The sequence below is a fragment of the Pseudomonas sp. NFACC14 genome, from assembly GCF_900106885.1.
In the GTDB taxonomy this organism is placed as follows: Bacteria; Pseudomonadota; Gammaproteobacteria; order Pseudomonadales; family Pseudomonadaceae; genus Aquipseudomonas; species Aquipseudomonas fluorescens_AA.
This window is the reverse complement of record NZ_FNOA01000035.1, coordinates 12,298-37,359: the sequence shown is the minus strand read 5'-3', so window position 1 is coordinate 37,359 and position 25,062 is coordinate 12,298. Positions and strand designations below refer to the sequence as shown.

24 protein-coding genes are annotated in these 25,062 nt (G+C 62.6%); 5 read left to right on the top strand and 19 right to left on the bottom strand.

Features of this window, described 5'->3' with window-relative positions; all coding sequences use genetic code 11:
- Positions 1–95: 95 nt before the first annotated feature.
- From BLU85_RS28875 to BLU85_RS28850, 6 genes are all read right to left on the bottom strand, one after another.
- Positions 96–863: an SDR family oxidoreductase gene (locus BLU85_RS28875; RefSeq protein WP_092205216.1), complete on the bottom strand. Its 768-nt coding sequence runs from the start codon at positions 861–863 to the stop codon at positions 96–98.
- Positions 856–1,656, bottom strand: coding sequence for an SDR family NAD(P)-dependent oxidoreductase (locus tag BLU85_RS28870; protein ID WP_092205215.1), 801 nt, complete (start codon positions 1,654–1,656; stop codon positions 856–858). The genes BLU85_RS28875 and BLU85_RS28870 overlap by 8 nt, the downstream gene beginning before the upstream one ends.
- Entirely contained in the window at positions 1,649–2,470 is an 822-nt protein-coding gene (locus BLU85_RS28865) for a molybdenum cofactor biosynthesis F family protein (protein ID WP_092205214.1), read from the bottom strand. Before BLU85_RS28865 ends, BLU85_RS28870 begins: the two co-directional genes overlap by 8 nt.
- Positions 2,471–2,549: 79 nt before the next feature.
- Positions 2,550–3,206, bottom strand: coding sequence for a helix-turn-helix transcriptional regulator (locus BLU85_RS28860; protein ID WP_092205213.1), 657 nt, complete (start codon positions 3,204–3,206; stop codon positions 2,550–2,552).
- Positions 3,207–3,257: 51 nt separating this feature from the next.
- The gene (locus BLU85_RS28855; protein WP_053122428.1) at positions 3,258–3,623 is read right to left on the bottom strand and encodes a cupin domain-containing protein; all 366 of its coding nucleotides are present in this window, start codon (positions 3,621–3,623) and stop codon (positions 3,258–3,260) included.
- A gap of 44 nt (positions 3,624–3,667) precedes the next feature.
- The gene (locus tag BLU85_RS28850; protein WP_092205212.1) at positions 3,668–4,966 is read right to left on the bottom strand and encodes an NAD(P)/FAD-dependent oxidoreductase; all 1,299 of its coding nucleotides are present in this window, start codon (positions 4,964–4,966) and stop codon (positions 3,668–3,670) included.
- A gap of 311 nt (positions 4,967–5,277) precedes the next feature.
- Between BLU85_RS28850 and BLU85_RS28845 the strand changes: the two genes are divergently transcribed.
- From BLU85_RS28845 to hpaR (BLU85_RS28835), 3 genes are all read left to right on the top strand, one after another.
- A complete protein-coding gene (locus tag BLU85_RS28845) occupies positions 5,278–6,447 on the top strand; it encodes a p-hydroxyphenylacetate 3-hydroxylase oxygenase component (RefSeq protein ID WP_092205211.1) in 1,170 nt (389 codons plus the stop codon).
- Positions 6,448–6,512: 65 nt separating this feature from the next.
- Positions 6,513–7,454: a p-hydroxyphenylacetate 3-hydroxylase reductase component gene (locus BLU85_RS28840; protein ID WP_092205210.1), complete on the top strand. Its 942-nt coding sequence runs from the start codon at positions 6,513–6,515 to the stop codon at positions 7,452–7,454.
- A 298-nt stretch (positions 7,455–7,752) separates the two neighbouring features.
- A complete protein-coding gene (gene hpaR, locus BLU85_RS28835) occupies positions 7,753–8,175 on the top strand; it encodes a homoprotocatechuate degradation operon regulator HpaR (protein WP_060742164.1) in 423 nt (140 codons plus the stop codon).
- A gap of 139 nt (positions 8,176–8,314) precedes the next feature.
- On the opposite strand, the gene hpaI is transcribed toward hpaR (BLU85_RS28835), so the two are convergent.
- The 8 genes from hpaI to BLU85_RS28795 form a co-directional block, all read right to left on the bottom strand.
- Positions 8,315–9,112, bottom strand: coding sequence for a 4-hydroxy-2-oxoheptanedioate aldolase (hpaI, locus tag BLU85_RS28830; protein WP_092205209.1), 798 nt, complete (start codon positions 9,110–9,112; stop codon positions 8,315–8,317).
- Between the two features lie 14 nt (positions 9,113–9,126).
- The gene (gene hpaH, locus BLU85_RS28825; protein ID WP_092205208.1) at positions 9,127–9,930 is read right to left on the bottom strand and encodes a 2-oxo-hept-4-ene-1,7-dioate hydratase; all 804 of its coding nucleotides are present in this window, start codon (positions 9,928–9,930) and stop codon (positions 9,127–9,129) included.
- Between the two features lie 12 nt (positions 9,931–9,942).
- Entirely contained in the window at positions 9,943–11,247 is a 1,305-nt protein-coding gene (locus BLU85_RS28820) for an MFS transporter (protein WP_092205207.1), read from the bottom strand.
- A 52-nt stretch (positions 11,248–11,299) separates the two neighbouring features.
- Positions 11,300–11,692, bottom strand: a complete 393-nt coding sequence (locus tag BLU85_RS28815) for a 5-carboxymethyl-2-hydroxymuconate Delta-isomerase (RefSeq protein WP_092205206.1) — start codon at positions 11,690–11,692, stop codon at positions 11,300–11,302.
- 83 nt (positions 11,693–11,775) lie between these two features.
- Positions 11,776–12,633, bottom strand: a complete 858-nt coding sequence (gene hpaD / locus BLU85_RS28810) for a 3,4-dihydroxyphenylacetate 2,3-dioxygenase (protein WP_092205205.1) — start codon at positions 12,631–12,633, stop codon at positions 11,776–11,778.
- Positions 12,634–12,852: 219 nt separating this feature from the next.
- Positions 12,853–14,313 carry a 5-carboxymethyl-2-hydroxymuconate semialdehyde dehydrogenase gene (hpaE, locus tag BLU85_RS28805; RefSeq protein WP_092205204.1) on the bottom strand — a complete coding sequence of 487 codons (1,461 nt, stop codon included), beginning with the start codon at positions 14,311–14,313 and terminating at the stop codon, positions 12,853–12,855.
- Between the two features lie 5 nt (positions 14,314–14,318).
- Positions 14,319–15,089, bottom strand: a complete 771-nt coding sequence (locus tag BLU85_RS28800) for a fumarylacetoacetate hydrolase family protein (RefSeq protein WP_092205203.1) — start codon at positions 15,087–15,089, stop codon at positions 14,319–14,321.
- A complete protein-coding gene (locus BLU85_RS28795) occupies positions 15,086–15,763 on the bottom strand; it encodes a fumarylacetoacetate hydrolase family protein (RefSeq protein ID WP_092205202.1) in 678 nt (225 codons plus the stop codon). Before BLU85_RS28795 ends, BLU85_RS28800 begins: the two co-directional genes overlap by 4 nt.
- Before the next feature lie 184 nt (positions 15,764–15,947).
- On the opposite strand from BLU85_RS28795, the gene hpaA reads away from it, so the two are divergent.
- On the top strand, positions 15,948–16,853 hold the full coding sequence (gene hpaA, locus BLU85_RS28790) for a 4-hydroxyphenylacetate catabolism regulatory protein HpaA (RefSeq protein ID WP_092205201.1): 906 nt from the start codon (positions 15,948–15,950) through the stop codon (positions 16,851–16,853).
- A 62-nt stretch (positions 16,854–16,915) separates the two neighbouring features.
- The gene (gene hpaR, locus BLU85_RS28785) at positions 16,916–17,338 is read left to right on the top strand and encodes a homoprotocatechuate degradation operon regulator HpaR (RefSeq protein WP_060742174.1); all 423 of its coding nucleotides are present in this window, start codon (positions 16,916–16,918) and stop codon (positions 17,336–17,338) included.
- Between the two features lie 168 nt (positions 17,339–17,506).
- Here hpaR (BLU85_RS28785) and BLU85_RS28780 read toward each other — a convergent pair whose 3' ends face one another.
- From BLU85_RS28780 to BLU85_RS28760, 5 genes are all read right to left on the bottom strand, one after another.
- On the bottom strand, positions 17,507–17,755 hold the full coding sequence (locus tag BLU85_RS28780; RefSeq protein ID WP_092205200.1) for a phage infection protein: 249 nt from the start codon (positions 17,753–17,755) through the stop codon (positions 17,507–17,509).
- A 199-nt stretch (positions 17,756–17,954) separates the two neighbouring features.
- The gene (locus BLU85_RS28775; protein WP_170847667.1) at positions 17,955–18,827 is read right to left on the bottom strand and encodes an alpha-amylase family protein; all 873 of its coding nucleotides are present in this window, start codon (positions 18,825–18,827) and stop codon (positions 17,955–17,957) included.
- A gap of 87 nt (positions 18,828–18,914) precedes the next feature.
- Positions 18,915–20,723 carry a bacteriophage N4 adsorption protein A gene (locus BLU85_RS28770; RefSeq protein ID WP_092205198.1) on the bottom strand — a complete coding sequence of 603 codons (1,809 nt, stop codon included), beginning with the start codon at positions 20,721–20,723 and terminating at the stop codon, positions 18,915–18,917.
- Entirely contained in the window at positions 20,720–22,834 is a 2,115-nt protein-coding gene (locus BLU85_RS28765; RefSeq protein WP_092205197.1) for a glycosyl transferase family protein, read from the bottom strand. The genes BLU85_RS28770 and BLU85_RS28765 overlap by 4 nt, the downstream gene beginning before the upstream one ends.
- 12 nt (positions 22,835–22,846) lie before the next feature.
- Complete coding sequence (locus BLU85_RS28760) at positions 22,847–25,060, bottom strand: hypothetical protein (RefSeq protein ID WP_092205196.1); 2,214 nt, start codon at positions 25,058–25,060, stop codon at positions 22,847–22,849.
- Positions 25,061–25,062: the final 2 nt, after the last annotated feature.

Sequence of the window (25,062 nt, the reverse complement as noted above, 5' to 3'; positions counted from 1 at the left end):
TTTGTGAGGGACACTGGAAAGTGTAGGAGCGAGCTTGCTCGCGATGACGGCGGTACATTCACCACCATCGTCAGCGAGGCACCGCTCCCATCGGTTCAAACCTCCGGCAACGTCGAACCCCCATCGACCACCAACGTCTGCCCGGTCACATAACTGGCCAGGCCCGAAGCCAGGAACAGCATGGCGCCGGCGATGTCGCTCGGTTGGCCCAATCGACCCAGCGGCACCCGGCGGGCAATGTCCTGGTTGACTTCATCGTCGCCCAGGTTGGCCATGGCCGGTGTCGCGATCATGCCCGGCTCGACCCCGTTGACGCGGACATTCTCGGCCGCCAGCTCCAGCGCGGCGTTGCGAATGAAACCATTGACCCCGGCCTTGGAGGCCGCGTAGTGGCTGAGCCCCGGATACGCCACCCGCGGGCCGGTGACCGAGGAGGTCACCAGCACGCAGCCTCGGCCCTGGCGCCGGAACATCGGCAGCGCCGCCTGGGTCAGCCAGAACAGCGCCGACAGGTTCACCGCCAGCGTCCGTTCAAGCATCGCCGGGGTGATCTCGGCGAACGGCATCAACGGAAAATACCCGGCGTTGTGCACCAGGGTATCCAGCCTCCCCAAGCGCTGTTCCAGTGCGCTCATCATTTCGAAGATCGCCGTCGCGTCGGCCAGGTCAACGCCCACCGCCTGCACCTGACAGCCTACGGCCGTCAGTTCGCCGGCTAGCGCCTCGGCGCGGGCCAGGCCCAGGTCGGCAATGACCACACTCGCTCCGCGCAGGGCAAACGCTTCGACGATGGCCCGGCCAATGCCCTGGGCGCCGCCCGTGACCAGTACGGTCTGGCCACTGAAATCCAGATCCTCAGACATCGCTGGCCTCCATCCGGCTGAAGGCCAGTGTCGGCACGTCGACGATGCTGGAGCCGCCATCGGCCACCAGCGTCGCCCCGGTGATGATCGATGCATCGGGCGAGGCCAGGAAGCGGCAGACGTTGGCGATTTCCTCCGCACTGGCAGCCCTGCGCAACGGCACGTCGGCGCAGACCCGGTCATAGGCCTGCTGCAACGTTTCGCCATGGAACTGCATCAATGCCTGCATTTCTTCATCGGCCATGGGGGTGCGGACCCAGCCTGGGCAGACCGCATTGACCCGTACGCCGTGAGGCCCGTAATCCCTTGCCAGGGAGCGGTTGAGGCCCAGCAGGGCGTGCTTGGCGGTGGTGTAGCCGCACACGTGGGGGCCTGCCGCCAATGAAGCGATGGAGGCGATCAGCACAATATTGCCGGCGCTTTCCTGCAGCAGTGGCAGGCACGCCCGGGCGCTGTAGAAGGCGCTGTCGAGGTTACTGCGCAGGGCCGCTTGCCAGGCCGATGGCTGAGTCTCAGTGGCGCTGCTCATTCCCAAGCCACCGGCACAGGCGAGCAGCACGTCGAGTCGGCCATGACGCGTGCGAATCTGCTCGACGAAGCCATCCCAGGCGTTTGGACAGGCCGCGTCGCCCACCAACACCAGGCCGCCGATGTCCCCGGCGAGGGCTTCGAGGGGCGCGTGACGACGGCCGATCAGCACCAGGTTGGCGCCTTCGGCGGCATACAGGCGGGCGCAGGCGGCGCCGATACCGGTGCCGGCACCGGTGATCACCACGGTACGTGATTCAGGCATCGGGATACTCCGTCTGATTGAGCACCTGGCAGTAGGAACTGACCGGGAAATTGGAAAACTCGTCGAAGGACTCACCGGCATAGCCGAAGATCTTGCCGTCACTGCGGTGCTGCTGCAGGTCGATCAGCACCAACCCCAGGGTCGGGATGATCTTTTCTCGCCACACGAACAGGTACAACTGATCGGCGATCTTGTAGGTGTCGCAACGATCGGTGTCGCACAGGCCTTGCTCAACGCCTTTGAGGCACTGCCAGGAGTAGAACTGGTCGTTGAGGTAAATGTGTTCGTAGACTTCGCTCGGGCTGTAGCGATACAGGTTGCGCAGCCCCACCAGCTCCGTGGTCGATGCGTGCGGGCACAGGCCCGGCTGCCAGGGACGGTCGAGGCTGCCATGCAGGAACTGCACTTGAACCGAGGTCAATGGTTTGCCGGCCAATGCCCGGCTATAGAGGCCTTCGCCGGTTTCCGGCTGGCTTGGCATGCGGCCGATCACGGCGGTGAAGGCGGCGCTGGCGGTATCGAGCACGAGGCTTATCGACGAGGTCAGCTCGCCTTCGCGCTTGATGAAGTCCGCCAGGTACAGGCCTGGGCGTACGGATGTGGCCCGGTAGGTCGCGGAGCCGCTGGAGTGCCCATCGGCGGCGTTCCAGGTCAGGGTGTCCCGCTCGAAGCGATGCTCGATCTGCCAGCCATTGGCGAAATGCAGGGTGAACGTCTTGCCGTCCAGATCGGCCAGGTTTGGCAGGATGAAGGCTTCGGGGGCAAAGCCATCGGCCAGGGCGCCGACGGTGATCCAGTCTGTAGAGGTGCTCATTTGCAAGGTTCCGATGGTTGAATTAGCCACTCGGATCATGCGGCGCCGCGCAGTGGCGGCCTATCAACCAGATGGTTGATCAGAGGAACAGTGCGCTGACCAACTCGGTACGACTGCTCACACCGACTTTGCGGAACAGGTGGATCAGGTGAGTCTTGATGGTCGGCAAGCCCACCCCCAGTTCTCGGGCCAGTTGCTTGTTGCTGACGCCTTGGCGTAACAGCCAGGCGATCTGGCGCTCCTTGGGCGTCAAGTCGCCCAGTGCATCCTCATGGGCCGGCAAATGGGCCACGGCCAGTTGCAGCAAGGCCTGCAACGCGCTGAGTTGGCTCAACTGCTGACCGGTGAAGACGCCTTGCTCGGCGGTGCGCAACAACGAAATCGCAGCTTGGGGCTGACCATCGCGATGGGCGAAGACTTCCACCACGTCGACCACGCCGTAGCGCTGCAGAAAGTCGCGATAACGATGGTTGTCACGCAGCGGTTGGCGGGCCATTGCCAGGCCCAGCGGCACCACGGCCAGTTCGCTGGAGGTGCAGTGGCGCGGTTGCAGGGGGTCGAACTGGCGGTAATTGTCCAGGTAGTCGCGGTGCATCTCGCCGCTCATCCCATGGAGGCTGAAGTCGTGGGCTTGCAACTGCCGATCGACGCAGTAGAACGCCGCCCGGCTGACGGGAACCAGTTGGGTGAAGGCGTGCAGGCAATGGCCGGCGATGTCCTGGGCGATGACGTTCATGGTCGCAACCTTCGCAAGCGGGCTGCCGGGTGGGCCGGCAGCCCTGTCCGGTCAGACTACCGCGAAGTAGTGCTTGACGAAACTTTCGCTGACCACTTCCCACAGCACCGGTGTGCCCTTGGTCACGAACCAGCTGTCGCCTGCCTTGTAGCGGGTGCTCTGGCCGGTGGCCTCGTCGGTGAGGACCACTTCACCGGTGACCACGGTGGCTTGTTCGGCGAAGGGGTAGACCATCCGGAACTTGCCTTGGGTAGTGCCGAAGTAGGCGCTGCTGACCGGGTCGGTGGGGGCGCCGAAGGTCATCTTGCCGAAGGCTTTGACTTCGCCTTCGAGAATCTGCGAACCCAGGTCGGCAACGGTGCCCCAGGCGTCCAGGTCGGACAGCTGGATGTCTTTTTCGAGGGTGATGAGGGGCATGGCAGGTGACTCCTGATGATTGGAAGAAAGAAGAAGGTTGGCCGTCAGCGACGGCCGTTCCAGTAGCCCGACAACTGGTGCCAGGACTTGCCGGCGGTCAGCAGCAATGGGCGAATGGCGTCTTTGCCGATGATGGTCGGGCGGTGGATCGAGCTGACCAGGTCGTAGCGCGCCGAGCCTTCGCTCATGCCTTCGGCCAGCACCTTGCAGATGATGTGGCTCGGGGTGACGCCAAAGCCTGAGTAACCTTGGACGAAAAACGCGTTGCTGCGCCCGGGCAGGGTGCCGATCTGCGGGAACAGGTTCGGGCTGCAGGCCATCGGCCCGCCCCAGGCCAGGTCGATCTTCACGTCCTTGAGGTATGGGAAGATCTTCAGCATCAGGCGCCGGTTCCAGGCCTTGAGATCCTGGGGAATGTGCTCCACCAACGGCGTGGCGGCACCGAACAGCAGGCGGTTTTCGTTGGTGACGCGGTAGTAGTCGATCACCGGGCGAATGTCGCTGTAGGCACCGCGAATCGGGCTGATGCGCTGGATCAGTTCGTCCGACAGTGGCTCGGTCATCATCTGGAAGGCGTAGGTGTTGATGGTCGAGCGGTGCAGTTCCGGTTCCAGTTTGTTGAGGAAACTGTCGCAGGCCCATAGGAGCTTGCTGGCCCTGACCGAGCCGCGTCCGGTGCGCACGGTGATGCGCTCGCCATAGCTGACCTCCAGGGCCGGGCTGTTTTCGAAGATCCGTACGCCGTGGCTGACCACCGCCTGGGCTTCACCCAACAGCAGGTTCAGCGAGTGCACATGCCCGCCGCCCATGTGCAGCAATGCACTGCTGTAGGCCTTGGAGCCAATGATCTGCTGCACGTCGGAGCCGCCAAGGAAGCGGATCTCATGTTTGCTGTTGATCGACTTGAAGTCTTTTTCCCAGGCCCGCAGGGTTTTTTCCTGGCGGGCGTTGAAACCCATGTAGCCGTAGCCGTGGCAGAAGTCGGCATCGATGGCGTACTTGGCGATACGGTCCTTGATGATGTCGGCGCCCAGGTCGCTGATCTCGAAGACCTGGCGCAGGCCGTCTTCACCGACGTCCTTCTTGATCTTTTCCAGGTCATGACCGATGCCGGCCATGATCTGCCCGCCATTGCGCCCGGTGCCGCCGAACCCAAGGTAACGCGCCTCCAGCACCACGATGTTGGTGATGCCTTTTTCGGCGAGTTCCAGCGCGGTATTGATGCCGGAGAAACCACCGCCAATGACCACGACGTCGGCTTCCACGTCCTGTTCCAGCGTGGGGAAGCTGAGGTTGTATTTCTTGGTGGCCGTGTAATAGGTGGGCGTTTCGATATTGATCATGACGCAACCTGACAAAGTGAAAGGAAACTCCGTTGCCACGCCTACGCAAGGCATTGCAGGGGATGGCCCTATTAAGAGCCTTGGCGGGGCGCTTGTCTTGATCATCCGTGCCGGGGGATTTGACCGAGCGCGCCATGGCGCCGAAACCTTCCCCATGAAAAGTACAATCTTGGATCTGGAAGGTGCATTTTTCACCTGCCCGCGATTGCCCATACTGGACCGGCCTTAATCACGGATCCCGCTGTTTGTGCAACCTGAGGTTGCCGGGCAAAGGCGGGATCGGCAGATGCCAATAATAAAAGAGCCCGTCCATGAAAAAGCCAAACCCGCTGCTCGAAGACCTCAAGCCCCTCCTGCCGGCCATCGCCGCCAACGCCTTCCAGGCGGAGAAGGACCGTAGCGTGCCTGCCGAGAATATCGCCTTGCTCAAAAGCATCGGCATGCACCGGGCCTTCCAGCCGAAACCCTACGGTGGGCTGGAGATTTCCCTGCCGCAGTTCGCCGATTGCATCGCGCTGCTGGCCGGTGCCTGTGCTAGCACGGCCTGGGCCATGAGCCTGTTGTGCACCCACAGCCATCAGTTGGCGATGTTCCCGGCCAAGGCCCAGCAAGAGGTCTGGGGCGATGACCCGGATGCCACCGCCAGCAGTAGCATCGCGCCGTTTGGCCGCACCGAGGAGGTCGACGGCGGTGTGATGTTCAGCGGTGAAATGGGCTGGAGCAGCGGTTGCGATCACGCCGAATGGGCGATCGTGGGGTTTCGCCGGAAAAACGCCGAAGGCACCCAGGACTATTGCTTTGCGGTACTGCCGCGCAGCGACTATGAAATTCGCGATGACTGGTTCGCGGTGGGTATGCGCGGCAGTGGCAGCAAGACGTTGATCATCGACAACGCTTTCGTGCCGGAACACCGGATCCAGAAGGCCAAGGACATGATGGAAGGCAAGTCCGGTGGATTCGGCTTGTACCCCGACAGCAAGATTTTCTACTCGCCGTACCGGCCGTACTTCGCCAGTGGTTTCTCCACGGTCAGCCTGGGCGTGGCCGAACGCATGCTGGAGGTCTTTCGCGAGAAAACCAGGAACCGCGTGCGGGCCTACACCGGCGCAGCCGTCGGCGCCGCCACCCCGGCGTTGATGCGCCTGGCCGAGTCCACCCACCAGGTGGCGGCCGCCCGTGCCTTCCTCGAGAAAACCTGGCAGGAGCACGCCGAACATAGCGAGCGCCACGAATACCCCAGCCGGGAAACCCTGGCGTTCTGGCGGACCAACCAGGGTTACGCCACCAAAATGTGCATCCAGGCCGTCGACCGCTTGATGGAGGCGGCCGGCGGCGGCGCCTGGTTCGAGAACAACGAGTTGCAACGGCTGTTCCGCGATGCCCACCTGACCGGCGCCCATGCCTACACCGACTACGACGTCTGCGCGCAGATCCTCGGTCGTGAACTGATGGGGCTCGAACCCGATCCGTCCATGGTTTGACCGCCTGTTCGCTGAACCCTAGAACAATAATCGAGGCCGTCCCTTGAGGCGGCCGGGAGTCTTGCATGTCCAGTCTTTGTGATACCGCTTTCGACACCCGCGCGTTCCGCCGGGCCCTGGGTAACTTCGCCACCGGCGTGACCGTGGTCACCGCCGCCACTGAAGATGGCCGCAAGGTCGGTGTGACGGCCAACAGTTTCAACTCGGTGTCCCTGGACCCGCCACTGATCCTGTGGAGCATCGACAAACGCTCCAGCAGCCACGAAGTGTTCGAAGCCGCCAGCCATTTTGCGGTGAACGTGCTGGCCGCCGACCAGATCGACCTGTCGAACAACTTCGCCCGACCCAAGGAGGACCGCTTCGCTGACATCCAGTTCGAGACCGGTGAAGGTGGCGCTCCGGTGTTTGTCGATTGCTCGGCGCGTTTTCACTGTGAAAAATTCCAGCAGGTCGACGGTGGCGATCACTGGATCATGATCGGCAAGGTCGTGACCTTTGACGATTTCGGACGCTCGCCCTTGCTCTATCACCAGGGCGCCTACTCGATGGTGCTGCCCCACACTCGCATGACCAAGCGGGAAGAGGGCCAGTCCCCCAGCAGTCATTTCCAGGGCCGCTTGAGCCATAACCTGTATTACCTGATGACCCAGGCGCTGCGGGCCTATCAGGCCAGCTACCAGCCGCGTCAGTTGTCCACTGGGTTGCGCACCAGCGAAGCGCGGATGTTGATGGTGCTGGAGAACGACGCCGGGCTGAACCTGTGCGACCTGCAGCGGGAGGTGGCGATGCCGGTGCGCGAGATCGAAGAAGCCGTAGCCAACCTCAAGCGCAAGGGCCTGGTGAGCGATGAAGGCGAGCGGGTACGCCTGACCGCCAAGGGCATCGATGAGACCGAGGGGCTCTGGGCCATCGCCAGGGAACAGCAGGACAAGGTGTTCGGCCAGTTCAGCGAGGAACAGGTCGAGCATTTCAAACAAGTGCTCAAGGGTGTGATCAAGGGCCTTTGAGCGACTTGATTGGTATCCACCCCGGGTCAAGCCGATGCATTCCTGTGGGAGTGAGCTTGCTCGCGATGGCGGTGGCCACGTCGAAGCTGATGTTGACTGACAGGCCCCTATCGCGAGCAAGCTCGCTCCCACAGGGTTATGTGCGCAGTCCAGCGGGAGCAAGCTCCCTCGTCACAGGAACCGTCGCGTTGACGGAACTTGGTCCTGGTCCAGATTCTGCGAGCGGATGGTCCGGCATGGGTGGAAGCTGTTAAGATTTAGTTAACTCATTAACTAAATCTTCTCGCGAACTCAATCCATGCCCAAGCCGCGACAATCCTTGACCCTGACCCTGCTACAGGCCCGTGAAGCGGCCATGGGGTTTTTCCGGCCTTCCCTCAATCAGCACGGCTTGACCGAGCAGCAATGGCGGGTCATCCGGATTCTCAGCCAGCACGACGAGCTGGAGATCAATCGCCTGGCCGAACTGGCCTGCATCCTCAAGCCCAGTATGACCGGCGTGTTGGTGCGCATGGAAGCGGCGGGCATGGTGGTGCGGCGCAAGGCCGAACAGGATCAGCGGCGGGTGCTGGTGCGCCTGGCGCCGCAAGGGCAGGCGAGCTTCGATTCGATGAGCCAGAGCATGGAAGAGAATTACCAGCGGTTGCAGGACCAGTTAGGGGAGGAAAAACTGCAGACGTTGCTGGGGTTGCTCAATGAGCTGAAGATGATCAGGCGCTGAGATCCCGGGCTGGTTGTTTTCTGTGGGAGCAAGGCTTGCCCGCGATGAAGACGCTGCGGTCTTTCAGAGACCGAGGTGCCTGTTTCGCGAGCAAGCTTTGCTCTCACAGATCCCCTTGCCACAAGGTATTTGATAACGATCAGTACACGCCGCCAGCCGCAGGCTTTGGCGTGTCCTTGAACGTCGCCGCCAGTGTCTGCAAGCCTCGCATCAACACCGTCGTATCCACGCCCACCGCGACAAACGCCGCGCCGAGTTCGATGTAGCGCCGGGCCAGTTTTTCATCGGCGCTGAGAATCCCGGCGGCCTTGCCGGCCTGGCGGATGCGGGCGATGGCGTCTTCGATGGCCGCTTGCACCTGCGGGTGGCCGGGGTTGCCGCGAAAACCCATGGACGCGCTCAGGTCCGCCGGGCCGATAAAGACCCCATCCACACCTTCCACCGCGGCAATGGCATCCAGGTTGGCCAGGCCTTCGCGGCTCTCGATCTGCACCAGCAGGCACATCTGCTCATCGGCCTTGTCGAGGTAGCCGGGGATGCTATTCCAGCGTGACGCCCGGGCCAGCGCGCTGCCGACGCCACGTACACCCTGGGGCGGGTAGTGGATGGCGCGCACCAGTTCACGCGCCTGGTCGGCGCTTTCCACCATGGGCACCAGCAGGGTTTGCGCACCGATGTCGAGCACCTGCTTGATCAGCGCCGTGTCACCGACCACCGGGCGTATTACCGGCTGGCCGGGGTAGGGCGCCACGGCCTGGAGCTGGCCGAGCAGGGTGCGCAAGTCGTTCGGCGCGTGTTCACCGTCGATCAGCAGCCAGTCGAAGCCGGCATTGGCCGCCAGTTCCGCACAGTAGGCATCGGCCAACCCCAGCCACAGGCCGATCTGCGCCTCTCCACTGCGCAGGCGTTGCTTGAAGGTATTGATGGGCATGTCCATGAGGCGGTCTCCGATCAGACGAAACGGCAGGCGATGGAACCGAGCATGTCGTAGTCGACATGGAAGGTATCGCCGGGGTTGGCGGCCACGGGGCGGGTGAAGGAGCCACCAAGGATGATCTGTCCCGGTTGCAGGGTGACGTCATAGGCCGCCAGCTTGTTCGCCAGCCAGGCCACGCCTTTGGCCGGGTGATTGAGCACCGCCGCCGAGACACCGGACTCTTCGATCACACCGTTGCGGTAGAGCACCGCCGGCACTTTGCGCAAGTCGATCTCGGTCGGGCGTACGGCGCGACCACCCATGACCACCCCAGCATTGGCGGCGTTGTCGGAAATGGTGTCGAACACCTTGCGGGTCGCCTTGGTCTGCGGGTCGATTTGCTGGATACGCGCATCAATGATTTCCAGTGCGGGGATCACCCATTCGGTGGCATCGAGCACGTCGAACACCGTCACGTTGGGGCCTTTCAAGGGCTTGCCGAGGATGAACGCCAGCTCCACTTCCACCCGCGGCACGATGAAGCGCTCGAAGGGGATGTCGGTGCCTTCGTCGAAGAGCATGTCGTCCAGCAGCGCGCCGTAGTCCGGTTCGGTGATGTTCGATGACACTTGCATGGCGCGGGAGGTCAGGCCGATCTTGTGGCCGACCAGCTTGCGTCCGTCCTGGATTTTTTGTGCCACCCAGGCACGCTGGATGGCGTAGGCATCCTCAATGGTGATGCCCGGGTGATCGAGGGAAAACTGCCGCACCTGTTCGCGGGAGCGCTCGGCACGGTCGAGGCGGGCAGCGGCTTGCTGGATGAAAGTCTGGTCAATCATGACAAAGGTCTCTTATTGAGGGTTGACGATGGCCGCGCGGGTGCGCAGCACCAGCAGGCCGCCAAGGGTGATGAGCAGGGCCAGTACGTACAGGGCGAGGCTGGCGCTCTGGGTGGTGTCGCGCATCCAGCCGATCAGGTAGGGCGCGAAGAACGAGGCGATGCTGCCGAAGGAGCTGATCAGGGCGATGCCGGCGGCCTGGGTGCCGTTGGACAGGAAGGCCGGCGGCAATTGCCAGAACATCGGCAGCGCCGCACTGGCGCCCATGCCGGCGACGATCAGCCCAGTCAGCACCAGGGTCGGGTCGGTGGGCGAGAGCCCGGCGACGGCAATGCCTGCCGCTGCCATCAACAGGGGCACGCAGAGGTGCCAGCGGCGTTCGCGATGGCGGTCGGAGGAGCGCCCGCAACCGATCATGAAAAAGCAGCCAGCCAGGTAGGGCACCGCGCTGAGCAGCCCGACCTTGCCGTCGCTGCCGATGCCGGCGCCGTGGATCAGGGTCGGCATCCAGAAGGCCAGGGTGTTCACCGCCAGCATCACCGCGAAGTACACCGCCACCAGCAGCCAGACCTGTGGGTTGTTGAGGATCGCCGAGAACGACGTAATGGATTTGCGCTGTTCTTCAAGGCTCAGTTGTTCACGCAATTGCTGCTTGGCGTGCGGTGTGAGCCAGTTGACTGTCTCGAAACTGTCCGGCAGGCACTTGAGCACCACGAGGCCGAGCAGGATCACCGGCAGCCCTTCGATGACGAACATCCACTGCCAGCCGCGCAGGCCGCCAAGGTCATGGAAATGCTCGAGAATGCCACCGGACAATGGCCCACCAATCACCCCGGCCATCGGCACGGCGATGGCAAACAGGGCGGTCACCTGGGCCCGGCGCCGGGCCGGATACCAGCGATTGAGAAAGACCAGGATGCCAGGAAAGAAACCCGCCTCGGCCACGCCGAGCAGGAAGCGCAACACGTAGAAACCAGCGGCGCTCTCGACGAGGAACATGCCGGTGGACAGGGCGCCCCAGACCACCATCAGCGTGGCGATCCAGCGTCGCGGACCGACCCGGTCCAAGGCCATGTTGCTGGGTACGCCAAACAGCGCATAAGCGATGAAAAACAGGCCGGCGCCGAAGCCGTAGACCGTATCGCTGAATTGCAGGTCGGTGCTCATCTGCATCTTCGCGAAGCCGATGTTGATGCGATCCAGGTGGGCGAAGAGGTAGCAGACCAGCAGCAACGGCATCAGCCGCCAGGTGATGGTGGCATGGGTGCGGTCGTGGGCGACGGTGCCGGCAGTGTTGGCGGTATTGGCTGTGCTCATGATCTTGTACTTTTTGTCAGAGAGGCCGATGGGGAGCGCGGGGCAGACGGATTCAGGTGGCCTGGGCCTTGAGAAAGGCGTGGATGTTGTTGGCCTTGAAGTTGAGTTGCTCGTGCAGTTCGATCATCTCGAACGACAGGGCCAGCAGGCGTTGGGCCTGGAGTTCGGCGAAGTGCGCGGTAATCACCTCGAAGAGTTTTTCCGCGACGTTCTGGCGGGTGGCCAGGTCGCGGCCATGGCCGACTTTCAAGGTCATGTGCACGAAGGCGTAATCATGTTTGCCGTCGGCCATGCGCCAGGTGTCCAGGCGCACGCCACGGCTGCGGATGCCGCCCAGGGGGAACACGCCGCTGTCGCCCAGCAAGGCGTGGACCTTTTCAAACAGGCCGGGCAGGTCGGCTTGTCGTTCGATGTTGTCGGTGTATTCAGCGATGAAATGCGGCATGGGAGCCTCCTGCGTCGGCAGCTTCGAGTGGTGAGCTACAAGCGGCAAGTTGCAAGCGATCCGCTTGCAACGTGTGGCTGTTCTTAAACTGGGAAAATGGCGTTGATCTGGCCGGTGCCGGAACTGCCAAAAGGTTCGGTGATGATTTCGGCGGGTTTGTCGTAGTCCGGTCCGCCGAGCAATCCCAGCAGCATCGCCGTGTCATGCATCTTGCCTTCACCGAAGCAGTGTTCGGCGTAGTCCGGGAGCATCGCGCAGAACTCTTTCCAGCGGCCCTGGCGCCACATCTCGACGACGTGCAGGTCGACCTGCTTGTCGAACTCCCGTGTCCAGTTGTGGATGTTGGCTTCAGCGTTGCGATCATCGGAGAAACGGTGCGACAGCGAACCGGACGCCAGCACCAGCACCTTGCGATCGCTTTTCTCGATGGCCCGGCGCACGGCGGCGCCGAAGGCGAAGCTGTCTTGCAGGCGATGCCAGGCGCACCAGGCGGCAATCGACACGACGTTGAATTTCTGGTCTTGCGGGACATCCATGTGCATGTAGCGCATGGGCACCAGCGTGCCGTATTCCAGTTCAAGGCTTGGGATGTTGTGGGCCAGGGTCCGCACGTCGACGGCATTGGCCTCGGCGGCGATCAGTTCGCCCAGTTCCGGGGCGCCCGAGTATTCGTACTCCATGTTCTTGATGAAGTGCGGCAGCTCGTTGCTGGTATAGACGCCCTTGAAGTGCTCGCCGCTGTTGACGTGATAGGCGCTGTTGACCAGCCAGTGCACGTCGAACACCACGGCGGTATCGGCCCCCAGCTCACGGGCGCGACGGCCGATTTCCTTGTGGCCGGCAATCGCGGCGGCGCGGCAGCCGTGGTGCTTGCCGGGCAGCTCCGACAGGTACATCGAGGGAACGTGGCAGATTTTCGCCGCCAGGACGACTTCGCCCATGATGATTCTCCTGAAAAATTGTTCTTGTTGGATCTTGGATAATCGGTGAATCGGGTCTTGCTTGTGTTGGAGCTTTTGTGGCGAGGGGATTTATCCCCGCTGGGCCGGGTAGCAGCCCCAATATTTGAGAAGTCGGTGTGCCAGGTCTACCGAGGGGGGGCGCTTCGCGCCCCAGCGGGGATAAATCCCCTCGCCACAACGTTCATTACTTACCTTGGGTTAAACACCCCACCGCGGTATGTGATGACTGCCCATGGAGATGCAAACGTTCTTGATCTCGGCAAACACTTCAAAGCTGTACTGTCCGCCTTCGCGGCCGGTTCCGGAACCCTTCACGCCGCCGAAAGGCTGGCGCAGGTCGCGCACGTTCTGGCTGTTGATGAACACCATGCCGGCCTCGATGCCGTGGGCCAGGCGATGGGCCTTGCCAATGTCCTGGGTCCAGATGTACGAAGCCAGGCCATATTCGGTGTCGTTGGCCAGTTGCAAGGCTTCGGCTTCATCCTTGAACGGAATCAGGCACACCACCGGGCCGAAGATTTCTTCCTGGGCGATGCGCATCTTGTTGTTGACGTCGGCGAACACCGTCGGCTGGATGAACTGGCCGCGGCTCAAGTGCGCCGGCAGGTTGGCCGGGCGTTCCAGGCCACCGGCGACGAGGGTGGCGCCTTCTTCGAGGCCGATCTTGATGTAGCCGGTGACCTTGTCGTAATGGGCCTGGGTGATCATCGAACCGACCTGGGTTTTCGGATCTTGCGGGTCGCCGACGATCAGGCGTTTGGCGCGGGCGGCAAACTCGGCCACGAATTGTGGGTAGACGCTTTCCTGGATGAAGATCCGGCTGCCGGCGGTGCAGCGTTCGCCATTGAGGGAAAAAATGGTGAACAGCGCCGCGTCGAGTGCCCGTTCCAGGTCGGCGTCTTCGAAAATCAGCACCGGCGACTTGCCGCCCAGTTCCATCGAGTACTTTTTCAACCCGGCGGTCTGCATGATTTTCTTGCCGGTGGCGGTGCCGCCGGTGAAGGAGATCGCCCGCACATCCGGGTGGCGCACCAGCGCATCGCCGGCGGTGGCGCCGTACCCCTGGATCACGTTCAACACGCCATTGGGAATGCCGGCCTCGACGGCCAGGCGCCCCAGCTCGTTGGCGGTCAACGGCGACAGCTCGGACATCTTCAGCACGGCCGTGTTGCCCAGGGCCAGGCACGGCGCCGTTTTCCAGGTCGCGGTCATGAACGGCACGTTCCAGGGCGATACCAGTGCGCAGACACCCACCGGTTGGTACAGGGTGTAGTTGAGCATCTGGTCGTCGACCGGGTAGGTATGGCCGTCCATCCGCGTGCAGACTTCAGCAAAGAAATCGAAGTTGTGGGAGGCCCGCGGGATCAGCACGTTCTTGGTCTGGTGGATCGGCAAACCGGTGTCGAGGGTTTCCAGTTCGGCCAGCTTCGGCACGTTCTGCTCGATCAGTTCACCGAGCTTGCGCATCAGCCGGGCGCGCTCCTTGGCCGGGGTGTTGGCCCATTTCGGAAACGCTTCCTTGGCCGCCGCGACCGCCTGGGCCACTTCCTCGGCGCCGCCGCTGGCGACTTCGCCGATGGCCTCCCCGGTGGCCGGGTTGTAGTTGACGAAGACGTCTTTGCTTTCGACCTCACGGCCGTCGATCCAGTGTTTGATCATGCTGCTCACGCCTCTTTACGGGATGCGAAGAACTCGGCTTCGCTGACAATTCGATTGACCAGGCGACCGACGCCTTCCACTTCCACCACCACTTCATCACCGGGCACCACGTCGGCCAGGCCTTCCGGCGTGCCGGTGGCGATCATGTCGCCGGGCTGCAGGGTCATGAAACTGGACAGGTATTCGATCAGGTAGGGGATGTCGAAAATCATGTCCTTCGTGCTGCCTTCCTGGCGCAACTGGCCGTTGATCCAGGTGCGCAGTTTCAGGTTGCTCGGGTCCGGTACATCGGCCACGTCGACGATCCAGGGGCCGACGGGCGTTGTCGCATCACGGTTCTTCACCCGCAGGTTGGGGCGGTAGTAGTTTTCCAGGAAGTCGCGGATCGCATAGTCGTTGCACACGGTGTAGCCGGCCAGGTAGCCCAGTGCATCCTCGCGCTTGACGTTGTGCGCGGCTTTGCCGATGACCGCCACCAGCTCGCACTCGTAGTGCATGTAGGCGACGTTGTCGGGACGCCAGGTCACCTGGTTATGGCCGGTGTAGGTGCCGGGCGACTTGATGAACGCCAGGGGCTCGGTCGGCGGCTTGAACGCCAGCTCGGCGGCGTGATCGGCATAATTCAGGCCCAGGGCGAACATGTTGCCGGTGGCCGGGGGCAGCCACTGGACCTGGTCCTCGGCCAGCAGGAGACCGTCCGCCAGGCGTACGGCGTTGTGGGCTTCAACGGTGACGGCGTGATCCTGGCCTTCAAAACGAATGCGCGCGTGCTTCATGAACCTGCTCCTGTTTCCTCGGCCACGACGGTATTGACCAGACGGCCCAGGCCGCTGATCTCCACTTCGATACGGTCTCCGGGCAATACGTCGACCCGACCCTCAGGCGTGCCGGTGATCAAGACGTCACCGGCACGCAGAGTCATGAACTCGCTGATTTCAGCAATCAACTGGGGAATGTTGCGAACGAAATTGGCCGTGCTGTTTTGCTGGCACACCTCGCCATTGACGTACAGCGTGATCGCCAGGCTGTGGGGGTCAGCCACCTGGGCTATCGGCACCAGTTCCGGGCCGATGGCGCAGAAGCCGTCCCGGCACTTGGCCTTGACGGCGGGGCGGTAATAGCTGTCTTCCGGGAGGCTGAATTCATTGACGACGGTGTAGCCGGCCACGTAGTCCAGGGCTTCGGCGACACTGACGCGGCTGGCCGACTTGCCCATCACCACGCCCAGGGCCGGTCCGGGTTGCAGCCTTTCGCCATGACCCGGATGAACCACTTCGGCGCCGTGCCGGTTGCGGGTATTGGGCGTCTTGATGAACAGCACGGGCTTGAGCGGCGGCTTCTGGTAGGGCGGTTGCTCGAACTCGGCGAGGCGCTGCTTCAGCAGCCCCTGATAGTTCAGTGCGACCCCGAACAGGGTGCCGGTCGCGACGTCATGCAGGGCACGGCTCATGCTTGTCTCCTGGCGATGGCAGAGTGATGAGGCTCTGCGATTATTGTTAATGTATTAACAGTTATAATTAAGATGTTAACTATCGTCAAGCGTGACAGAATGACTGGCACTGGTTGCCTCGTCGGATTCGGTGCAGGATGAGTGCGACAGGTACCTGAATCAGAATAAAAACGAGCCCTGCGTGATGACCGACCGCCAGCCGATCCCGAACATCAACATTGGTCAGGTGTATGACCAGCGCTACAGCGACGCCGAAGTGCATTACGACCGGCTCGCCAACCTGGCGGGTTTTTTCGGCCGCAACATGCCGGTGCATCGCCACGACCGGTTCTTCCAGGTGCACTACGTCAAGAGCGGCACCGTGCGCGTGTACCTCGATGACCAGCAGTACGTCGAATCCGGTCCGATGTTCTTCCTCACTCCGCCGACCATTCCCCATGCCTTCGTGACCGAAGCCGACAGTGACGGGCATGTGCTGACGGTGCGTCAGCAATTGGTGTGGCAGTTGATCGACGCCGACCCAAGCCTGGCGCCGGCGGGTGCGCAAATGCCGGCTGCCTGCGTGGCCTTGGCGCAACTGGGGCCTGGGCAGGCGGGGGAGGTGCGGCGGTTGGAATACTTGTTCGAGGAACTGAGCGAGGAAGTAGCGGCGGCGCGTCCGGGGCGCAATGGGGCGCTGGATGGGTTGACGCGGTTGATCATGATCAGCCTGTTGCGGCTGTGTTCCAATTCCCTGGAAGCCAGGCCGGCACGGCATGAAGACCTGAAGATCTTTCATCGCTTCAATGAGCTGATCGAAGCCCACTACCTGCAACATTGGCCGCTGTCGCGCTACGCCGAGGGCATCGGCGTGACCGAGGCGCGCCTCAACGACGTGTGCCGACGCATCGCCGACCTGCCTTCCAAGCGTCTGATCATGGAGCGGCTGATGCAGGAGGCCAAGCGACTGCTGTTGTTCACCGGCAGCTCGGCCAATGAAATCTGCTACCAGCTCGGGTTCAAGGACCCGGCGTATTTCAGTCGTTTTTTCCAGCGTTACGCTCAACTCACGCCGGGGGAGTATCGCCAACGGCAATCGGGGTTGCGTTGAGCGCTTGCAGCGCTGTGACCGCGACACTAAGCTGCCGACTCGCCCATTCACACAATTCGAACATGGCCAACCCCAGACCTTCTTTGACCCTGACGTTGTTGCAAGCCCGCGAAGCGGCGATGGCTTTTTTCCGCCCGGCGCTGAACCAGCATGACCTCACGGAACAGCAGTGGCGAGTGATCCGCATCCTCCATCAGCAAGGTGAGCTGGAAAGCCACCAGCTCGCCCATCAGGCCTGCATTCTCAAGCCGAGCATGACCGGTGTGCTCAGTCGCCTGGAGCGCGATGGTCTGGTGCGGCGACAGAAGTCCAGCCAGGACCAGCGTCGGGTTTTCGTCGGCCTGACCGAACGCGGTCAGCAGTGCTTCGTGTCCATGAGCGAGGGCATGGAAGGCAACTACCGGCGGATCGAAGAACAGTTCGGCGAGGAAAAGATGCAGCAACTGCTCGCCTTGCTCAATGAGCTGAAGAACATCAAGCCCTGAGCCACAAGCTTTTGTGGCGAGGGCGCCTGCTCCCGCGGGTGAAACCCGTAGGAGCTGTCGAGCGAAGCGAGGCTGCGATCTTTGCGCTGCCAATCAAGATCAAAAGATCGCAGGCTTCGCCAGCTCCTACAGCGTCGAGCGGGAGCAATCTCTGGCCACACAATCGCCTCACACCGCGCTGCGTTCACGCAGCTCCTGCAACCGATCAGCCCCGCCTTCAGCCACGCGATTGTCGATCAAGCGATCGGAGCCGCCCTCGGCCACGCGATTCTGGATCAAACGATCGGACCCGCCTTCAGCCAGTTGATGCGCAGTCTGGGCCGGGGCGCTCTTTGCCGAGGCAGCGTTCGACAGGCCGACGCCACCAACCAGTGTCAGGGCGATTGCAAGAGACGAAAGTTTCGAGAAGTTGAACATGGTGATTCTCCTTGCGTTTGATTGAGTGGGCCGGTGGCAACGAATGTGTTGCTGTCCGGTGATCACAGTTAAACGCGCAGATGTATCGACGATGTGTGCCAGGAGAAGGTGAAATCCATCGTTTCGTATCAGCCCGCATTTTATATACAGACCGATACAAACTCAGTAAGCGAGGCGAGCGGATAGCTCAGATGTCTGGTCAGGGCTGGGCAAGGGCTTGCTTCAGCTGGTCCACTGACGCAGGCGTCATATAATGCGGGCCATCGAACAGGTAGAGCGGGTAGCCCGAATAGGCCGCCAGTTGTGGCTTGAGCTCGGCGACGGTGGCGGCGCGGAAACCGCCGCCGTATTGGGGGCGGAAGGCTTCGACGATGATCCGCACACGATCCTTGCCAAGCCGATCGCGCAGGGCGTCGGCGTAGTTCCGGGCCACCGGGGCGGTGCGGGCGTAGACGCCGACGCCGTCCTGGAAAAACACGCCGATATCGTTCGGCAGCCATTGCTTGAGCCAGTCTGCGGTGGCGGCGGGGCCGATGTTGGCACCGTCGTAGACACTGATCCACAGCGGCCGCGGCAGCTTGGCGAGCAGGGCCGGCAACTCCGTGGCGCCTGACCAACTGGGGTCGACTTCAGCCGGAAAATACCAACCGGTGACATGCAATGGCGTGGGCAAGCCAGCGATACGCTCCGACAGCGCCGCCAGTTGTTCGATATCGTCCCGAGAGCGGTTCTCGCTGAAATAGCCGGCCAGCCCGAGGATGACATCCTGGGCCCAGGGCTCCTTGGCGATGCGCACCCAATCCGGCTGCACCGGCACGCTGGTCAGGCCGGTGCCGGGCACGAAGGCCTGGTCGTCCACCACCGTCCATTGCACCAGCAGCTCGTGCACGCCCAGTTTTTCCCAATTGCCGCTGATGCCGACGGTCTGGTTATCCGGCTGCCAGACGATGCCGACGATGTTCGGTGCCGCGCGGGTGGTCATGTAGTACGTCCCTGTACCTGCGGCGAGAAGCGCGGCCAGTAACAGTGCCGCGACAGTCTTGCGATGGATGAGCGTTGCGAAGCTTTTCAAACAAGTTCCTTCTGGATGCAGTGTAGTCGCGGCTCGGCAAGACGAGCCGCTTTTCGTAGCGATGGACCGACTGGCACACCCAGCGGATCAATAGGAGTAGGTCAAGCGCGCGAACACCCCTTTGGCGCGATCCTCGCCGAACACCCTGGCGCGGTATTGCAGGGAAAAATCCACATAGGAACGTGGCGCATTGTAGGCGTCTTCCCGGAACCAGTAGCGTACGTTGTTTCCTATCCCGATCCCCCCGGCGTCACCGGAAGAAAAGCCGCCACCGGCCTCGCTCTTCATCTTCGAATCGTAGTCGATCGCCGCCACGACATGGGGGAAGGTCACCCAGCGCGAACCGGTCCCGCCGATAGCGTAGCTGCGGCCCACTTGCCATTCGCTGTTGAAGTAATTGCGCGAGTCATTGATGTAATGGCCGACCTCGGCATACAACTGCGAGGTCCACCAGCTCGGCACATCGACCCGCAGGTCGGTACCGATGCTCGAACCGTAGCCCAGGCGCACCAGCCAATCGCCGTCGACGTTGGACGATCCAAGGGGAAAGGTGCGTTCCAGGGCGGCCATGATGTTGACGGAACTGAAGGGTTTGACCCGTACGCCAACGGCGCCTTGCAGGGCATCGGCGCCGGTGTCCGAGTCGCTGTTCTTGCTCCACAGGGTATCGGTGATACGCCCGTAGAGCTCGACAAAGCGCGCGTTGCGATAACCCAGCGGGCGCCAGGACAGCTCGGTGCTGTTTTGCAGCAAGTCATTGCTTTGGCTGCCGCTGCCCCCGGTGCTCGGCGCGGCGCTCAGGCCACTGGAGCTGTTGCCGCGATAGCTGGTGGTGCTGGTCAGGCCCATCCTGCGCGAAACGTCACCCACGGCGCGACGGGTATCGAACAGTTGTTGCGCGGACATGGGCGTCTCTGCTGTTTCTTGCCCGTCGATCACGCGTTTGAAGTACGCGACGGCTTCGTCGTCTTCATTGACACGCATCGCGTTGTAGGCCGCGTCCTGGGCCGCCGCCGGCTTCAGTGGCTCAGTGGCGTCGGCCTTGCGGAACGCGGCGTGGGCCGCCTCGTCATCGCCGCTGCGGACCGAATCATAAGCAAGCTGCAAATCGCTCACCGGTGCCCGCTCATAGGTGTTGACCGGCCGGGTGGCGCACGTCAGGCCGAAGGCGCTTTCCTGACACTCCAGGATCGGTGCGTCGGGATCATTGGCATCGAGCAAGGCATTGTCGAGCAGTTGCTGGTTGGCGGCGATTTCCGGAGCCCAGCCTACGGCTTTACGGGCCTTTTCCACAGCCAGGGCTCGGTTTCCTTGCTGCAGGGCGCGGTAGCCCTGGACCGCCAGTGGTGCTGCCAGTTGGCGGCGAATTTCTTTGCGCCGCATCAGCAACGTGGTGTCATTGGTGAAGACCCCTAGCGCATCGGTAACGGCTTGATCGGCTTCTTCCAGATGTTGCTGGCGCTGCAGGGCGTCCACCAGTAGCAACCGGTATTCGCGGCGTCGTGGCGCCTGGGTGATGGCCTTGCGCGCCGATTGCGCGGCCAGGTCGAATTGTTCGCGATCATAGGCTTTGAAGCCCTGGGACGCGGCGGCGAAGCCCGGTGCTGGCGGCGCTGCGCGGGATGACCTGGCGGTTTGCGGCTGGTCGCGCAGTTTCTTGTCCCGTTCGGCCAACTCGATCAGTGTGTTCAGGCGCGTCACGTCGGCGCGCAGGCGCAGGGCTTCGCGCGCCTTGGCGATGGCCAGGTCGTAGTCCTTGCGCTCGTAGGCGCTGTAGGCCTCGTTGGCGGCGGTGTAGGCCGGCCCCGTCAACGGCAGCGGCAGTGTCTCGGCGGACGCCAGCGCGGGAATCAGGCTCATCCCCGCGGCCAAGAGGGTCAGAAGGGGGCGGTTCATGCCGGAAGCTCCATTGGGTAGCGGCTGTGCTGGCGTGCCACCACCTGTTCGATCGTCGCCCGGGGCAATACGCCGCTGTCGACCAGGTAGTCGCCGATCCGGCCGTGATGCTGCGGGCGATACTGCAACATGGCGCGGCTGAACTGATCGCGATCGAGCAGGCCCATTTCGATCAGCAGGTCGCCCAGCAGCGGCGCGCTGGCATTCGGTACGGCATGACCGTTGTTCGCCGGCAATCGGCGCAACAACGCGAGAATTTCACTCTCCCGGGCGATCAGTTGCACCGGCTCGCTGCCCAATTCGGCGCTGACCTGTTGCAGGCCTTCATCGGAAAGCGGGTTGGCGACGGCGATCTGTTCACGTCCTTCGCCATTGCGCCCCAGGGGGATGACGCGCCAGCGCAAGGCAAACTCGCTGGCCAGCGACGACGTCGAGGCCGACGCTTTCTGGGCCACTTCAAAGACCCGCGGCAGGTCATTCTGGAACGCGATGGCTTCGGCCAGGGTTTCGTCGTCCAGCCAGCCGTTATTGAGCAGAATTCGACCCAGCGGCACATTACGCGACTGCTGTTCGTCGAGGGCGCTTTGCAGGTGGGTGTCGGTAATGGCTTGCCAGGACAGCAATACACTGCCCAGGCGGCGTGGTGCGGTGGCGACCAGGTCGGTGGACGGGAAGTCATGCATGGTCTTGTCCCAGACCAGCTTGCGGTTCATGACCTTGCCCACCAGGAACATGCGCCAGGCGCGAGAGGCGGCCATGAAGTTGACGAAGTTGCCCACCAGCATGCGCGGGATCGACAGCAGGCCGTGCTGCCAGCCATACAGCACCGTGGTGAAGTAGTAGCGGTGCACGATCCGCCAGGCCAAGGCAACGCCGTTGGCCAACAACAGGTATTTGATCACGCCATTGGTTTCAAAGGGCGTAGGGAAACTGACGTCCCACAAGCCGCTGTTGCGCAAAATGATCAGGCCCAGCAGTTGCACCAGGATCACATAGGCGATGATGCTGATGAACGCTGTCACGACGCCCTTGCGGTCGCGAAACAGCAGGTATCGGTTGGCCAGCGAGCCATTCCAACCCATCTGTTCCCAGCCTTGCAGGCCGATGCCCAGGGTCCAGCGCGCCTTTTGCCGGAAGGCGGTGCGGAAGGTGTCGGGGAAGAACTCACGCACGCACAGCGGCATCGTCAGGGTCGATTCATAGGGCTTGCGGAACCAGGATTTGCGCAGCACCCGGAACTGCACCGGGAAGCGCACGAAGATCGCGTTCATGCCGACCTTGGCCAACCGCGCGCCGACGTCATAGTCCTCAGTGAGGCTGTCGGTGTTGAACGGCTGGTTTTCGGTTTCGCCGGCCAGCACCCGCAGGGCGCGATGGGAAAAACAGGTGCCTACGCCGGCCGAGGGCACGGTGTCGGTCATGCTTTCACGCACCACCAGGTCCTTGCCGTGCCATTCGGCAAACTCGTCCATGTAGACGCCCGCCACCCATTCGTACCAGTTGCGTTCCAGCGAGACCACCGGCAACTGGATCATGTCCTTGCGCGGCAACAGGTAGTTGAACAGGCGCAATTCCAGCGGATGCAGCACGTCCTCGCTGTCGTGCAGCACGACGCCGGCGAAGGTCATGCCATGGGTTTTCTCGTGCAGGAAAATCGCCTGGATCACCCAGTTCAAACAGTCAGCCTTGCAGGTCGGCCCGGCATGGGGCACTTCCACGCGGTGCAGCTGCTTGTAACGCCGGCGCATCCGCTCGACTTCGTCGATGGTGCGCTGGTCGTTGATGTAGGTGCCGACGAAGACGACGTAGTTCTGGTAGTCGAGCGTCGACACCATGTTTTCGATCATCGGCGCGATGACGTCGTATTCCAGCCAGGCCGGCACCATGATCGCCAACGGCTGTTCGTCCCGGGCCAACAGCTGCTCGGCGGTCAGCGGCCGGTATTTGCGATCCACGGTGAACTTGCGGTACAGGCGGCGAGACCAGTACCACACGTCAATGATCAGATCGTCCAGGCTGGAGATCAGGATCAGTACCGCGACCACAATGGTCGCGGCTTCCAGGTAGTTATAGTAGTGGGCCAGCCAATAGGGCCAATAAAGCGACGTCATCAAAGGTTACCGTTACTGGCGATTGCGACGGGCGCTACGGCCAGCCAGCAACAAGATAAGGAACAAGGCAATGCCACCGGGGATCAGCCAAAGCAGTGAAGGTTTGCGCCAGGCATCCAGCCCCTTGGGTTCTTCTTCGCCGATCAACTGGCTGCCGTTGGGATCCTGGGTATCGAAGATCGCCACGGCACCGTTGTCGCCCAGAATCGCCACATCGCCACGGGTCAGTACGACCGGTTTGGCCAGGCTCGGGGGCAGGTCGCCCAGGGCCCGATAGACCAGGCCGTGCTGGCCCGAGGTCTGCACCACTTGCAGCGACGCCAACTGGTTGAGGCGCTGCACATCCAGCATCACCTGGTCCTTATGGTTGATCCGCAGGTGACCCTGCTCGTCGACCTGGACCGACTCCTTGCTGTCCTTGAGCGGCAGTTCGAACGCCAGGAAGGCTTTGTCCGGGCTGACGACGGCTTTCGGATCGGTACTGACTTTCAACTGTGCGCGCAGCGGCGAGACACCCGAGGCGTCGGCCACCGGGATCACCTGGGCCAGGCTGCTGGCCGGATGGTCAAGGTATGCCTGGGGAACGAGCACTTGGGTGTCTACGGCAAAGCGTGCGGCGATGCCGGCGAAATCGTCACCCAATGAGGTTTTGTCCAGCACGATATGGCTGGTAGGCAGTACGGACACCGGGAACGCCTGAGGCGTTTCGAGGCAACGGTCGCTGACCGGTTGGCGCTGGAACGAGACGCGCAGTACGTTTTTCGAACCCAGGGCGTAGCGTGGGATGTGAGCCTTGATGCGTTGGGGTTCGCCATCGGTGGTCAGTTGTTGGGCACCGATCAGGAAGTCATTGAAAAACAGCGAGGCCACGGGCGCGGTGTCCGAAGCGCCGGGTGCGGCGGAAACGTCGACCACTGCGGTGACAGGCAGGCGACCGTCATACGCCACGTTGCCCAGGGGGAACGACGTGCTCCAGTCGAATCGCGAGGCCACGTCGAAGTTACCGGGAGCGCCGCCCAGTCGCGACAGGGCCACGCGGCCATCATCGCTCAACGGGGTTTGCGCTTCGTTCACGGTCAGTTGGCGGCTGCGCGCCAGCTTATTCCATGCAGAGCCGAACAAGGACAAGGCTTTGCCGGTCGCATCCGGGGCGATCGTCAGCACCGGGCGAGTGCCCAGCAGCGCCAGACGCACGTTGTCAGTGCCGGTGCCCACCATGGCGGCGTTGACGTGGGCATCGCGCCATTGGGTCAAGGCCGCTGCCGCCGTGGTGTCGACGCCTTGTACCTGGCTTTGCAAGGCATCCAGGGACTGGTTGATGGCCTGGAGCAGTTGCGGGTCGCTGATGGCCAGGTCGGCCTGCAGGTTCGGCACTTGCCCAAGCATCAGCAGCGCACCGATTTCGGCTGGGTTGGCCAAGGTATGTTGGCCCTTGGCGTTGAGGCTGGCGAAGGCAGGAATGTTCAACAGTTCGGCCGGGACGCGCAGGTTGCTCAGGTCGACGCTGTCCTGCAGGGCAGGGAAGGGCAGGATACGGGCATGCTTGCCGATCCGCTCCAGGGCCACGCCCAATCGCCAGGCGGCATCATAGCTGCTGGCCGACAACGAACCCGGTGCGACCAGGATGCCGGGGTTGGCGGGCAGTGTCGTCCAGGCGGTGCCGACATCCTTCAGTTGGCTGGCATCGTAGCTGTAGTTCAGGCGGGTATCAGGCTGAATGCGCAGCACGTTGCCGATGACCCGGTCGTCTTCGCACAGCGGCCGGGAGACCACCGACGACCAGGCAATGCCCAGGCGTACCAGGCCGTTGTCCCGTGGGGCCTGGTCTACGCCCAGTTTAACGCTTGCATCGCCCTGCGCCTCGCTGAGGCCTTCGGCGCGCACCGGGTAGCCATCGAGCGACAACAGCATGGTATTGCGGCCGCCTTCGCCATTGAGATAGCTGGCGTCCAGTTGCAGTGTCGCATCGCTCAAGGTCACGCCAGCGGGGACTGGTAAATACAGTTCGCGTCGAGCGTCGCTGGCACCCAGTAGGATTGGCGCGGTGATGCCCAGGTCGCTCAAGCGGATCTCACGCTCCTGGTGGGTATCGGCATTGAGTCGATGGATTGCCTGGGTAAGCGGGCTATCCGCAGCCAGGGCAAAGTTTGGCATGAGCGCGAGCAGGCTCAGGCCACAGGCAAGGGCGCTGAGCGCGCCCGTAGAAATGGCAACGGAAGGCTTCATTC

What these genes read in the sequence shown, in the direction of transcription:
- BLU85_RS28820 (WP_092205207.1), bottom strand. Translation starts at nt 11,247, where the DNA reads ATGAGCACAGCCAATACCGCCAACACTGCCGGCACCGTCGCCCACGAC.
- BLU85_RS28840 (WP_092205210.1), top strand. Translation starts at nt 6,513, where the DNA reads ATGTCCAGTCTTTGTGATACCGCTTTCGACACCCGCGCGTTCCGCCGG.
- hpaE (WP_092205204.1), bottom strand. Translation starts at nt 14,313, where the DNA reads ATGATCAAACACTGGATCGACGGCCGTGAGGTCGAAAGCAAAGACGTC.
- BLU85_RS28765 (WP_092205197.1), bottom strand. Translation starts at nt 22,834, where the DNA reads ATGACGTCGCTTTATTGGCCCTATTGGCTGGCCCACTACTATAACTAC.
- BLU85_RS28780 (WP_092205200.1), bottom strand. Translation starts at nt 17,755, where the DNA reads ATGTTCAACTTCTCGAAACTTTCGTCTCTTGCAATCGCCCTGACACTG.
- BLU85_RS28760 (WP_092205196.1), bottom strand. Translation starts at nt 25,060, where the DNA reads ATGAAGCCTTCCGTTGCCATTTCTACGGGCGCGCTCAGCGCCCTTGCC.
- BLU85_RS28845 (WP_092205211.1), top strand. Translation starts at nt 5,278, where the DNA reads ATGAAAAAGCCAAACCCGCTGCTCGAAGACCTCAAGCCCCTCCTGCCG.
- hpaI (WP_092205209.1), bottom strand. Translation starts at nt 9,112, where the DNA reads ATGGACATGCCCATCAATACCTTCAAGCAACGCCTGCGCAGTGGAGAG.
- BLU85_RS28815 (WP_092205206.1), bottom strand. Translation starts at nt 11,692, where the DNA reads ATGCCGCATTTCATCGCTGAATACACCGACAACATCGAACGACAAGCC.
- BLU85_RS28855 (WP_053122428.1), bottom strand. Translation starts at nt 3,623, where the DNA reads ATGCCCCTCATCACCCTCGAAAAAGACATCCAGCTGTCCGACCTGGAC.
- hpaR (WP_060742174.1), top strand. Translation starts at nt 16,916, where the DNA reads ATGGCCAACCCCAGACCTTCTTTGACCCTGACGTTGTTGCAAGCCCGC.
- BLU85_RS28875 (WP_092205216.1), bottom strand. Translation starts at nt 863, where the DNA reads ATGTCTGAGGATCTGGATTTCAGTGGCCAGACCGTACTGGTCACGGGC.
- BLU85_RS28770 (WP_092205198.1), bottom strand. Translation starts at nt 20,723, where the DNA reads ATGAACCGCCCCCTTCTGACCCTCTTGGCCGCGGGGATGAGCCTGATT.
- hpaR (WP_060742164.1), top strand. Translation starts at nt 7,753, where the DNA reads ATGCCCAAGCCGCGACAATCCTTGACCCTGACCCTGCTACAGGCCCGT.
- hpaD (WP_092205205.1), bottom strand. Translation starts at nt 12,633, where the DNA reads ATGGGCGAAGTCGTCCTGGCGGCGAAAATCTGCCACGTTCCCTCGATG.
- BLU85_RS28870 (WP_092205215.1), bottom strand. Translation starts at nt 1,656, where the DNA reads ATGCCTGAATCACGTACCGTGGTGATCACCGGTGCCGGCACCGGTATC.
- hpaA (WP_092205201.1), top strand. Translation starts at nt 15,948, where the DNA reads ATGACCGACCGCCAGCCGATCCCGAACATCAACATTGGTCAGGTGTAT.
- BLU85_RS28860 (WP_092205213.1), bottom strand. Translation starts at nt 3,206, where the DNA reads ATGAACGTCATCGCCCAGGACATCGCCGGCCATTGCCTGCACGCCTTC.
- BLU85_RS28850 (WP_092205212.1), bottom strand. Translation starts at nt 4,966, where the DNA reads ATGATCAATATCGAAACGCCCACCTATTACACGGCCACCAAGAAATAC.
- BLU85_RS28800 (WP_092205203.1), bottom strand. Translation starts at nt 15,089, where the DNA reads ATGAAGCACGCGCGCATTCGTTTTGAAGGCCAGGATCACGCCGTCACC.
- BLU85_RS28865 (WP_092205214.1), bottom strand. Translation starts at nt 2,470, where the DNA reads ATGAGCACCTCTACAGACTGGATCACCGTCGGCGCCCTGGCCGATGGC.
- hpaH (WP_092205208.1), bottom strand. Translation starts at nt 9,930, where the DNA reads ATGATTGACCAGACTTTCATCCAGCAAGCCGCTGCCCGCCTCGACCGT.
- BLU85_RS28795 (WP_092205202.1), bottom strand. Translation starts at nt 15,763, where the DNA reads ATGAGCCGTGCCCTGCATGACGTCGCGACCGGCACCCTGTTCGGGGTC.